Origin of the sequence: Sphingomonas sp. 66-10 (genome assembly GCF_001897045.1) — a bacterium.
In the GTDB taxonomy this organism is placed as follows: Bacteria; Pseudomonadota; Alphaproteobacteria; order Sphingomonadales; family Sphingomonadaceae; genus Sphingomonas; species Sphingomonas lycopersici.
Window position 1 is genome coordinate 46,232 of the sequence record NZ_MKRR01000030.1, and the last position, 11,090, is coordinate 57,321.

At 68.5% G+C, this 11,090-nt stretch carries 13 protein-coding genes and 1 pseudogene; 10 read left to right on the forward strand and 4 right to left on the reverse strand.

Annotation, left to right across the window (positions count from 1 at the left end):
- Window positions 1-121 precede the first annotated feature (121 nt).
- Window positions 122-289 (forward strand): annotated as a pseudogene (locus tag BGN95_RS03790) (DUF2155 domain-containing protein); the annotation flags it as partial.
- Window positions 290-324: 35 nt separating this feature from the next.
- Here BGN95_RS03790 and aat read toward each other — a convergent pair.
- The 4 genes from aat to BGN95_RS03810 all read right to left on the reverse strand — a co-directional run bounded on the left by aat (window position 325) and on the right by BGN95_RS03810 (window position 2,855).
- The gene (gene aat / locus BGN95_RS03795; RefSeq protein WP_265314424.1) at window positions 325-1,068 is read right to left on the reverse strand and encodes a leucyl/phenylalanyl-tRNA--protein transferase; all 744 of its coding nucleotides are present in this window, start codon (window positions 1,066-1,068) and stop codon (window positions 325-327) included.
- Window positions 1,065-1,775 carry a ParA family protein gene (locus BGN95_RS03800; protein ID WP_179510766.1) on the reverse strand — a complete coding sequence of 237 codons (711 nt, stop codon included), beginning with the start codon at window positions 1,773-1,775 and terminating at the stop codon, window positions 1,065-1,067. The genes aat and BGN95_RS03800 overlap by 4 nt, the downstream gene beginning before the upstream one ends.
- Before the next feature lie 106 nt (window positions 1,776-1,881).
- The gene (locus tag BGN95_RS03805; RefSeq protein ID WP_179510767.1) at window positions 1,882-2,268 is read right to left on the reverse strand and encodes a hypothetical protein; all 387 of its coding nucleotides are present in this window, start codon (window positions 2,266-2,268) and stop codon (window positions 1,882-1,884) included.
- Window positions 2,269-2,366: 98 nt separating this feature from the next.
- Window positions 2,367-2,855: a DNA-deoxyinosine glycosylase gene (locus BGN95_RS03810; protein ID WP_286771668.1), complete on the reverse strand. Its 489-nt coding sequence runs from the start codon at window positions 2,853-2,855 to the stop codon at window positions 2,367-2,369.
- A gap of 124 nt (window positions 2,856-2,979) precedes the next feature.
- Between BGN95_RS03810 and BGN95_RS03815 the strand changes: the two genes are divergently transcribed.
- The 9 genes from BGN95_RS03815 to BGN95_RS03855 form a co-directional block, all read left to right on the forward strand.
- Window positions 2,980-3,957, forward strand: a complete 978-nt coding sequence (locus tag BGN95_RS03815; RefSeq protein ID WP_179510769.1) for a cysteine synthase A — start codon at window positions 2,980-2,982, stop codon at window positions 3,955-3,957.
- A gap of 107 nt (window positions 3,958-4,064) precedes the next feature.
- Window positions 4,065-4,313: a hypothetical protein gene (locus BGN95_RS03820; protein WP_265269059.1), complete on the forward strand. Its 249-nt coding sequence runs from the start codon at window positions 4,065-4,067 to the stop codon at window positions 4,311-4,313.
- A gap of 392 nt (window positions 4,314-4,705) precedes the next feature.
- Entirely contained in the window at window positions 4,706-5,206 is a 501-nt protein-coding gene (locus BGN95_RS03825; protein ID WP_179513537.1) for a division/cell wall cluster transcriptional repressor MraZ, read from the forward strand.
- Window positions 5,203-6,162, forward strand: coding sequence for a 16S rRNA (cytosine(1402)-N(4))-methyltransferase RsmH (rsmH, locus tag BGN95_RS03830; protein ID WP_286771669.1), 960 nt, complete (start codon window positions 5,203-5,205; stop codon window positions 6,160-6,162). The genes BGN95_RS03825 and rsmH overlap by 4 nt, the downstream gene beginning before the upstream one ends.
- A 2-nt stretch (window positions 6,163-6,164) precedes the next feature.
- On the forward strand, window positions 6,165-6,923 hold the full coding sequence (locus tag BGN95_RS03835) for a hypothetical protein (RefSeq protein WP_286771670.1): 759 nt from the start codon (window positions 6,165-6,167) through the stop codon (window positions 6,921-6,923).
- A complete protein-coding gene (locus BGN95_RS03840; protein WP_179510773.1) occupies window positions 6,920-8,641 on the forward strand; it encodes a peptidoglycan D,D-transpeptidase FtsI family protein in 1,722 nt (573 codons plus the stop codon). The genes BGN95_RS03835 and BGN95_RS03840 overlap by 4 nt, the downstream gene beginning before the upstream one ends.
- On the forward strand, window positions 8,638-10,050 hold the full coding sequence (locus BGN95_RS03845) for a UDP-N-acetylmuramoyl-L-alanyl-D-glutamate--2,6-diaminopimelate ligase (protein WP_286771671.1): 1,413 nt from the start codon (window positions 8,638-8,640) through the stop codon (window positions 10,048-10,050). The genes BGN95_RS03840 and BGN95_RS03845 overlap by 4 nt, the downstream gene beginning before the upstream one ends.
- Window positions 10,047-10,178, forward strand: coding sequence for a hypothetical protein (locus BGN95_RS03850; protein ID WP_265269061.1), 132 nt, complete (start codon window positions 10,047-10,049; stop codon window positions 10,176-10,178). The genes BGN95_RS03845 and BGN95_RS03850 overlap by 4 nt, the downstream gene beginning before the upstream one ends.
- Window positions 10,179-10,204: 26 nt before the next feature.
- The coding region (locus BGN95_RS03855) for a UDP-N-acetylmuramoyl-tripeptide--D-alanyl-D-alanine ligase (RefSeq protein WP_502688245.1) at window positions 10,205-11,090 on the forward strand (886 nt) is incomplete at its 3' end.

The following is an 11,090-nucleotide window of genomic DNA, read 5'->3' on the forward strand; positions in this document are numbered from 1 at the left end:
CGGCGTCACGACCGTCGGCGGCGACAGCGCCGCGGCCGATGCCGGGACGACGCCGATGGCGCAGCGAGTCGCGGTGATCGGCATCCTCAACAAGCGCAACGGCGTCAGCCGTGAGCTGACGATGAAGCCGGGGCAGGCGGTTCAGGTCGGCGATACGATCGTCCGCCTGCGTGCGTGCGAAACCACCGCGCCGTGGGAGCAGGAACAGCTGACCGGCGCGTTCGTCCAGCTCGACGTGCGCGGCGTGGACAAGGCGTGGCACCGCGCCTTTTCAGGCTGGCTGTTCAAGGAACGGCCCGGGCTCAACGTGGTGCAGCACCCGGTTTACGATGTCTGGGCCAAAAGCTGCACGATGTCCTTCCCGGCGAAGGGCGCGGAGACCGACGTGATCGCCGCCTCCACCGCGAAGAAATCCGCCGGCGCCTCCGCCGGGGCGAACAGCGACGATGCCGCGCCAGGCGACGATGCGCCGGTCGCCGAGACCAAGCCGGCCAACGCCTCGCCCAGCAACACCATGTAATCGGCGCGATCGATCTCGACCGCGCCCAGCGAGGCGAGGTGTTCGGTCATGAACTGGCAATCGAGCAAGGTGAACCCGCCGGCGCGCAGCCGGGCGACCAAAGCGGCGAGCGCGACCTTCGAGGCATTGGTCGCGCGGCTCACCATGCTCTCGCCGAAAAAGGCGCGGCCGAGCACGAGGCCATAGAGCCCGCCGACCAGCGAATTGCCGTGCCAGCATTCGATCGAATGCGCATGCCCGGTCTCGTGCAGCCGCAGGAAGACCTGTTCGATCGAGCGGTTGATCCAGGTCTCGGGGCGATCGCTCGCGGCCTCGGCGCACAGCCGGATCACCGCGGGGAAGGCGCGGTCGGCGGTGACGCGGAAATGATCGGCGAGGATCGTCTTGCGCAGCGAGCGCGACAGGTGGAAGCCGTCGAGCGGCATGATCGCGCGGCGCCGCGGCTCGACCCAATAGACCCCGGGCGCGTCCCGCCCGTCGGCCATCGGGAACACGCCGACCGAATAGGCGCCGAGCACCATCGCCGGGTCGAGCCGTTCGAAGCTCATGAAGCGAGACGTCGTTCGATCCTTTGCCAGATATCGAGGAAGGCTGCCGCCGCGGCGCTGCGCGGCGCGGCTTCGCCTACCGCGCGATGCGCCGCGGCGGATGCCTCCACCACGCTTGCCATCGGGATGACCGGCCAGTCGGGCCGCGCCGCCACTGCCTCCTGATGCATCCGCCGGCGGCGATCGACCAGAGCGTGGACCGGCAACGTCGCGGTCTTGCCGCCGAGATGCCGTTCGACCTCGTCATAGGCGCGCTGCGCGAGCGGGGAGGGGACGACCGGGATGACGATCAGATCGGCGGCGCGCGCCGCCTGATCGGCGGTCTCGGTCAGTCCCGGCGGGCAATCGAGGATTACGCGGTCGTAGTCGCCGAGCCCGGCGATCAGCTTCGACAGCCGCTTCTTCTTGTCCATTTCGCGCAGCAGATGATCGAGCTCGCGCAACGAGGCGTCGGCGGGGAGCAGCTCGAGCCGCTCGACCGGGGTGTCGCGGATCAATTTGTGCGCGTCGACCTCGCGCGAGAAGGCGGCCTGCGCGCGATCGCGCTTCGATTCGCGCCCCAGGATCCAGCTTGCCGCGGCCTGCGGATCGAGATCCCACAGCAAGGTGCGCCGCGCGGACCGCGCCGCCGCGCACCAGGCGAGATTGACCGCCAGCGTCGTCTTACCGACGCCGCCCTTGAGGCTATAGACCGCGATTGTCGCCATAGGCCGAAGGTGCCGCGCCGCGCGGCGGCTGGCAAGTGCTCGCCGTCAAATGAAAAAGGGCCGGCGTATCGCTACGCCAGCCCGTGTGATGGGAAATGTCGACCGGTTAGGACTTGCAGCTCTGCTCGCCCTTGCCACCCGCGGTCAGCGTGATGTGCGACGGATCGCCGGTCAGCTTCCAGCCACCCTCGGCGACCAGCGGATCGCCCGCCTTCTCGGCCTTCAGCGTGGTCGGCGCGCCGTCCTTCTTGGTCTTGACGATCGCCTGCTTGTCGCCCTGGAAGAAGGTGACATAGACGAGGCTGTTGTCCTTGCAGCGGAAGGTCTTTTCAGCCTTGATCGCCGGCGGCAGCTCGACAGCGCCCTTGTTGGCGAGCTGAGCGGCCATGGGATCGGGGTTGGTGTCGATCACTTCGGCCTTTTCCGGCTTCGAATTGCAGGCGGAAAGCGCGACCAGCGCGACGGCGGCGGGAACGAGGAAAAGGGTCTTCATAGCGTCGCGACGCCATACCCGCGGCGGGGCTATCGTCAAGGCGGCAAAACCGATTCGCGACAATATTTATGCCCCAAATGTCTCGTTTTGCCGCGCAATCATGCGAGAAACCCGGCCAGCGCATCCCATTGCGGCTGTTTGAGCTCGATTTTCACCGTGTGGAGCGGGCTCGACGAGGGCAGCGCGACCAGCGCCAGATCGCGCCCCGCGAGCAGCGGGCGGCCGAGCCGCAGCGCGGTGCCGCCGTTGAACGCCACCGCGCGCAGATCGGGCAGCGAGTCGGTCAGGGTGGTGAGGTCATTGGCGTCATGTTCGCGGATCGCGGCGTCGGTGCTGCCGATGCGGCGGGCGGAGGCGATCACGTCCCACAGCCCGATCCGCGCCTCGCGCAGCGCGGCGAGTCGCGCTTCATAGCGCAGCGTCGCGAGGTCGCGGCCGATCGCATGGCCGACCAGTCGCCAGAACTGATTCTGCGGATGCGCATAATAGCGCTGCTCCGCCAGGCTGCGCTCGCCGGGCAGGCTGCCGAGGATCAGCAGCCGCGTGTGCTGGTCGACGACCGGGGGAAAGGATGATTTCCGTGTCATGCCAAAGTCTAACTCTCCGTCGCCTGGGCTCAAGACCGGGGCGACGGCGCAATCGCGCTGTCTTTAGCCCCTGAAAGTCCGAGCGAGGTTGCCACGCGGCGCCGGGCGCGCCATTTCATGCGTCATGCTCACCACCGCCCGCGACACGCTTGCGCTGATCGGCAACACCCCGCTCGTCCGGCTGAAAGGCCCGAGCGAGGAGACCGGCTGCGACATTTTCGGCAAATGCGAATTCGCCAACCCCGGCGCCAGCGTGAAGGATCGCGCGGCCCTGTTCATCGTCGAGGATGCCGAGGCGCGCGGCCAGCTCAAGCCCGGCGGGACGATCGTCGAGGGCACCGCGGGCAATACCGGGATCGGGCTGGCGCTGGTCGCCAATGCCAAGGGCTATCGCACGATCATCGTGATGCCCGACACCCAGTCGCGCGAGAAGATGGATACGCTGCGCGCCTTGGGGGCGGAGCTGGTGACGGTGCCGGCGGCGCCCTATTCGAGCCAATATCATTTCGTCCACACCTCACGCCGCATCGCCGAGGAGACGCCGGGCGCGATCTGGGCCAATCAGTTCGACAATATCGCCAACCGCAAGGCGCATATCGCGGGCACCGCCGAGGAGATCTGGGCGCAGATGGACGGGCGCGTCGACGGCTTCACCTGCGCGGTCGGCACCGGGGGCACCTTTGCCGGGGTCGGCATGGGGCTCAAGGCGAAGGACGAGAAGGTGACGATCGCGCTGAGCGACCCCTTTGGCGCCGCGCTCTATTCCTATTACGCCTGCGGCGAACTGAAGGCCGAAGGGTCGTCGGTCGCCGAAGGGATCGGGCAGGGGCGGATCACCGCCAATCTGGAGGGCGCGCCGGTCGACACGCAATTCCGCATCCCCGATCAGGAAGGGCTCGACTGGGTGGCGCGGCTGCTCGACGAGGAGGGGCTGTGCCTCGGCCTGTCGTCGGGGATCAATGTCGCCGGCGCGGTGCGCCTCGCGCGCGAGCTGGGGCCGGGCAAGCGGATCGCGACGATCCTGTGCGATACGGGTTTCCGTTACCTTTCCACGCTCTACAACCCGGAATGGCTCGCCGACAAAGGCTTGCAGCGCGGATAACATTGTAAAATTCGACAAAGGCACGATGTTGCGTTACCCTCGCGCGACGGATGAAGACCGAAATACCTACCCCTAATCAGACAGCAGCGAACCAGACGGCACAGCGCGTGCGCGTCGGCATGATCGGCCTTGCCGCGGTCGTGCTGCTGATCGGGCTCGCCAGCGCGATCTTCAGCGCGGCGAGCCACGAGAAGCCCGTCGCGACGATCGACGCCCCGAAGGCGGAGGCGGTCGCCAATATGACGCTGGCCAACAATACCGTCCCGGCCGCGACCGCGCCGAACGAGCCGCTCGCCGAACTCGGCGTCGCGCCCGCCACGACCAACGGCGCCGCGCCGGCCACGCCGCACCACTGAGCGCCCGATGCAGCACGATCCGCTGCTTCCCTTGGCCGTCAGCCGGAGCTGATCCGACATGACGACTGATTCCACGATGTCCGCGCGATCGCCGGGGAAAAATGGGGAAATCGCCCCCGTTTCCCCAATTGTCCCCGATTCCGGCGCCCTCATTGCGCGAACGGAAGTGGAACAACATTGCCCCGCGCCCATGTTCGAGGGAGGAAAACCCCCCGATTAGGCGCGTTTTCCCCGACTTACCCCAGATTTCCCTTCCCATCCCCGAAGAGCCCTGATATCTATCAGAGCTGCAGAGGGGCGGACTCGCTGTATTCAATCTTCGCAAGCACCGGGCGGCCGGGGTGGCCGATTTCCGGGCCGGAGAAGCGCGTCCGTCGCCGGGTGAGGTGGGCGTGTCGGAAAGGGTCGACTATCAGGGAAAGGGTATCGCGCTCGTCGACGAGAAGTCGCGGGTTGCCATCCCGAACACCCTGCGCGCCATGCTCGCGAAGAATTCCCCGCGCGAAGACGGCAAGGACGGCGGCACCGTCATCATTGCCCCGCACCCCGAGCATCGCTGCCTGATCGCCTACGATCCGAAGTTCGTGCCCTTCTGGAAGGCGCGGCTCGAGCAGCTCGATGCCGCGCAGTTCGAGAAGAGCGGGCGCACCGATTACAATATCCTCGATCGCGCCGGCGGTGCCGAGCCCTTGCCGTTCGACGGCAGCGGGCGGTTCATCATGCCGGCGTTCGAGCGCAAATATGCGCGGATCGGCAATGTCGCCTTCTTCCACGGATCGTTCCACTGGATCACGATCTGGAGCCCGAAGATCCTGATCGAGACGCCGGGAATCGACCCGTTCCTCAAGGAATATGTCGAGTTCGCCTGCGAGGAAAAGGGGTATGCGCTGTGACCGCGCCGGCCGACCCCCATATCCCGGTGCTGCTCGACGAGGTGCTGGCGGCGCTTGCCCCGGCGCCCGGTGAGACGATGGTCGACGCGACCTTCGGCGCGGGGGGCTACACCCGCGCGCTGCTGGCAAAGGGCGCGCGGGTGTTCGCCTTCGATCGCGACCCCGATGCGATCGCCGCCGGGCGTGCGCTGGAAAGCGCCGAAGCCGGCCTGATCCTCGTGCCGGCCGAATTTTCCGCCCTGGCCGGCGAGCTCGATGCGCGCGGCGTGCCCCCGGTCGATGGCGTGGTGATGGATATCGGCGTCTCGTCGATGCAGCTCGACCGGCCTGAGCGCGGCTTCTCCTTCCAGGGCGACGGGCCGCTCGACATGCGCATGTCGCAATCGGGGCCGTCGGCGGCCGATTTCGTCAACACCGCGGACGAGGCGCTGATCGCCGACGTGCTGTGGCGTTACGGCGAGGAGCCGCGTTCGCGCCGCGTGGCGAAGGCGATCGTCGCGGCGCGCCCGCTGACCACCACCGGCGCGCTGGCGCAGGTCGTGCGGCGTGCGCTGGGGCATCGGCCGCACGACAAGAAGGATCCGGCGACGCGCGCTTTCCAGGCGATCCGCATCCATGTGAACCGCGAACTGGAGGAGCTCGCCCGCGGGCTCGCCGCGGCGGAGCGGGTGCTGGCGCCGGGCGGGCGGCTGGCGGTGGTGACGTTTCACAGCCTGGAGGACCGGCTGGTGAAGCGCTTCCTGCGTGAGCGCAGCGGATCGACCCCGGCGGGGTCGCGGCACCGGCCGGAAGCGCGCGAGGCGCGGTCCCCGAGTTTCGAGCCGGCGGCGAAGGCAGTGCGCCCGAGCGCGGCGGAAGTGGCACGCAACCCCAGGGCGCGGTCGGCGACGCTGCGCACCGCGCGGCGCACCGCCGCCGCGGCCTGGGATGCCGGTGTCGAGTTTGTGGAGGCGTAACGATGGCAGCGACGTATCGATTGAAAGGTCTGGGTTGGTTCGGCGGCGTGGTGATCGTGTCGCTGGGCTTCTATCTGGTCTCGCTTCAGGTCGCGGCCGAGCGCAAGCGGCTCGAGCAGGTCAATGTCCGCATCGGCCTCGCCCAGCGCGATATCCGCGCGCTGGAGACCGAGTTCGACGTGCGCTCCAACCTGACCCAGCTCGAACGCTGGAACGGCGACACGCTGGCGCTCGCCTCGCCGACCGCCGGCCAGTTCGTGCGTGACGAGGGGCAGCTCGCCTCGATCAGCTTCGACCGTGGCGTCCCGGCGCAGGTCCCGGGCCAGCAGCAGGGCGCAGTGCGCACCGCGTCGCTGCTCGTGCCGTCGTCGCCGGGGCCGGTCCGCGCTGCTGCGCCGGCGCCGGTGATCGACGAGGCCCCCGCGGTGGCGGTCGCCGCCGCGCGGCCCGCGACCTTGATGAAGGTGTCGGCGCATAGCGGCGATGCCGCGCCGCGGCTGATCCCGGCGGTGGTGATGCACGGCGATCTCGCCGACGCGACCGTCGCGGCGCGCAAGGCCAAGGCGAAGGATAAGCCGGCGGCCGACCGGCCCGCGCCGAAGCTCGCGGCGGCGGTGGTGATGCATGCCGAACTGGCTTCGTCCGCGCCGATCTCGCGCAAGGCGAAGGCGGTGGCGATGCTCGACAAGTCGCTGCTCAGCGACACGACGATGGGCGATCTGGCGAGCGGCGCGCGCGCCGAGGCACGGCGGCTGCGTTGACCTCGCTGGTCGCGCGCCCTGCTCGATCGGTAAAAGCCAGCGAGGCGCGCCACGCGCTGCTCGCGACGCAGCATCTGCGCCTGATGATGCTGATGCTGCTGTTCGCCGCCGCGGTGACCTTGGTCGTCGGGCGGCTCGCGTGGCTCGCGATCGAGGGGCGGCCGACGCGACCCGCGATCCTCGGCGCCGCGCCGCGCGGCGATATCGTCGATCGCAACGGCGAGCCGCTCGCGCGGACGATCGACGCCTGGGCGATTGGCGTCCATCCCGATCGCCTGCTCGGCGACCGCAGCGAGATCGCGCAGAAGCTCGCCGATCTGATGCCCGATATCGGCAGCCAGCAATGGTTCTACGCGCAGATCACCAAGAAGGTATCGTTCACCTATCTCAACCGCCGCGCCAGCCCCGCCTTGGTCGAGGCGGTCAATGCGATCGGCGAGCCGGGGATCGTGTTCGAGCGGGAGTCGCAGCGGCTCTATCCGCAATCGTCGCTCGCCGCGCATGCGCTCGGCTATCTCTCGACCGACGGCAAGGGCATGGCCGGGATGGAGCGCGCGCTCAACGCGCGGCTGACCGATCCGGCGCAGAACGGCACCCCGGTGCAGCTGTCGATCGACAGCCGCGTGCAGGCCGCGATGGAAAGCGAACTCGGCCGCGCGATGAACGACATGCAGGCCAAGGGCGCGGGCGGGATCGTGCTCGACGTCCACACCGGCGAAGTGATCGCGATGGTCTCCTTGCCCTATTTCAATCCCAACCGCGTCGGGATGGCCGGCACCGAGGAGCTGCGCAACAACGTCACCCAGTCGGTCTACGAGCTCGGCTCGACCTTCAAGCCGATCGCGATGGCGGCGGCGATCGATTTCGGCGTCGTCACCGACATGAGCCGCCGGTTCGATGCGACCGCGCCGATCAAGGTCGGCGGCTATACGATCCACGACGATCGCGGGCACGAGCAGAAGCGCTGGCTCAACATCCCGGAAACATTGATCTATTCGTCGAACATCGCCACCGCGCGGATCGCCGATGAGGTCGGTGCGGAGCGGATGCAGACGATGTTCCGCCGGCTGGGCTTCAGCACCAAGCCTGATATCGAACTGGTCGAAAAGGGGCGGCCGATCTGGCCGACCTATTGGGCGCGCACCACGGTGATGACCACCGCTTACGGCCACGGCATCGCGGTGACCCCGTTGCACCTCGCGAGCGCCTATGCCGCGCTGGTCAACGGCGGGATCTGGCGCCCGGCGACCCTGCTCAAGGCCCAGCCGGGGCATGAAGCCAAGGGGCGCCGCGTGCTCCAGCAATCGACCAGCGACCGGATGCGTCAGCTGCTGCGGCTCGTCGTGCTCGACGGCACCGGGCGTCGCGGCGAGGCGCCGGGTTATCGTGTCGGCGGCAAGACCGGCACCGCCGAGGTGGCGCAGCGCGGCGGCTATGCCCGGAACACCAACGTCTCGACCTTCGCCTCGGCCTTCCCGATGGACGCGCCGCGCTATGTCGTGATCGTGATGATGGATTCGGCCAAGCGCGTGCAGGCCAATTCGTTCCAGACCACCGCTGCCTATACCGTCGCCCCGGTGGTCAGCCGGGTGGTCAGCCGCACCGGCGCGCTGCTCGGGGTGATCCCCGATGATCATCGCGACATCGACGAAAGCGACCTCAATCCGCTGCTGTGGAAGGCGCCCAACAAAAAAGAAGAAAAAGGGAGCGCGGAATGAAGCTCGGCCAGATCACCGGCGGAAACGAAGCCGCGCAGGTGACCGGCTTCGCGATCGATCATCGCAAGGTCGCGCCGGGCAATGTGTTCGGCGCGTTCGAGGGCCAGCGCGTCAACGGCGAGGATTATATCCCCGCGGCGATCGCCGCCGGCGCAGTCGCGGTGGTCGCGCGGCCGGGCGCGACGGTCGAAGGCGCGGCGCATATCGCGAGCAGCAACCCGCGCGCCACCTTCGCCGCGCTCGCCGCGACCTTCTTCGCGCCGTTTCCGGCGGTGTCGGTGGCGGTCACCGGTACCAACGGCAAGACCTCCACGGTCGAGATGACGCGCCAACTGTGGCGGATGGCCGGATATCATGCCGCCTCGATCGGCACCCTGGGCGTCTCGACCGCAGACGATCAGGTGACGACCGGGCTCACCACCCCCGATGTGGTGACCTTCCTCTCCAATGTCGCCGGGCTGGCGCGCGAGGGGGTAACGCATCTCGCATTCGAGGCGTCGAGCCACGGCCTCAGCCAATATCGCACCGAGGGCGTGCCGGTGGCGGCGGCGGCCTTCACCAATCTGAGCCGCGATCACCTCGATTATCACGGCGACATGGCGGCCTATTTCACCGCCAAGCTGCGGCTGTTCTCCGAAGTGCTGAGCGATGACGGCACCGCGGTGGTGTGGGTGGACGACCCGCAGTCCGAACGGGTGATCGATCTCGCCCGCGCGCGCCGCAACAAGCTGGTGACGGTCGGCGAACATGGCGACACGCTGCGGCTGGTGTCGCGCGATCCGACCTTGCTCGGGCAGGGGCTGGTGATCGCCGCCGAGGGGCGCGAGCATAAGGTGACGCTGCCGCTGATCGGCGCCTATCAGGCGGCCAATGCCCTGGTCGCGGCGGGGCTGGTGATCGCCACCGGAGGCGATGTCGCGGCGACGATCGCCAATCTGGCGCGGCTCCAGCCGGTGCGCGGGCGGCTCGAACGCGCGGTGATCGCCCCCAGCGGCGCACCGGTCTATGTCGATTATGCGCATACCCCCGATGCGCTGGAGGCGGCGATCGCGGCGCTGCGCCCGCATGTTGCGGGGCGGCTGATCCTGGTGTTCGGCGCCGGCGGCGACCGTGACGCCGGCAAGCGCGAGCCGATGGGGCAGATCGCCGCCGCGGCGGCGGATATCGCGATCGTCACCGACGATAATCCGCGCAGCGAAGATCCGGCGGCGATCCGCGCCGACATTCTGGAGGGCGCGCCCAACGCGCTCGAAATCGGCGACCGCCGCACCGCGATCGCCGAGGCGATCCGCATGGCCGGCGCGGAGGATATCGTGCTGATCGCCGGCAAGGGGCATGAACAGGGCCAGATCGTCGGTGATCTCGTCCTGCCGTTCGACGATGTAACTGTCGCAAGGGAGGTAGCGTGAAAAGGAAGATCAACATCCCCGCCCGTCCGTTCGCCCAGGTGGACGGCGAGAAGCGCCCGCGCGAGCGTCGCAAGCTCGGGCTGCGATACGAACTGGTCACCGGCGATGCGGTGAGCGGGCTGCGTTGACGCGGCCCTGATCCTATAGCCGGGTAATGACGCTCTGGACCTCAGCCGAGATCGCGGCCGCCACCGGCGGCACGCCTTCTGCCGACTTCGCCGTTTCGGGGGTCGCGTTCGACAGCCGTGAGATCGGCAGCGGCGATCTGTTCGTCGCGATGAAGGGCGCGGAAACCGACGGCCACAAATTCCTCGATGGAGCCTTCGCGCGGGGCGCGGCGGGTGCGCTGGTATCGCAAGATACCGCGCACCCTTACGTCCGCGTCGCCGATACCTTCGCCGCGCTGGAGGATCTGGGCCGCGCGGCGCGGGCGCGGATGCAGGGTAAGGTGATCGGCGTCACCGGGTCGGTCGGCAAGACCTCGACCAAGGAGGCGCTGTTCGCCGCGCTCGATCGCGGCGCGCGCGGCGCGGTGCATCGTTCGGTCAAGAGCTACAACAACCACACCGGGGTCCCGCTCAGCCTCGCGCGGATGCCGCGCGACACGCGCTTCGGCGTGTTCGAAATGGGGATGAGCCACGCCGGCGAGCTCGCGCATCTCACCACGCTCGTCCGGCCGCATATCGCGATCGTCACCGCGATCGCCCCGGCGCACACCGAATTCTTCCCCGACGAAAGCGCGATCGCCGATGCCAAGGGTGAGATCTTCCGCGGGTTGGAGCCCGGCGGGGTGGCGATCGTCCCTTATGACAGCCCGCATCGCGACCGGCTGATCGCGGCGGCCACGCCTTATGCCGCGCGGATCGTCACCTTCGGGCGCGATGCCGGCGCCGATGTCCACCCGGTCGAGGCGATGCGGCTGGCGAACGGCACCTTCGTCACCGCCAGGGTCGGCGAGCGAGAGCTGAGCTTCACGATCGCCCAGCCGGGCAATCATTGGGTGTCGAACGCGCTGGCGGCGATCGCAGCGGTCGATGCGG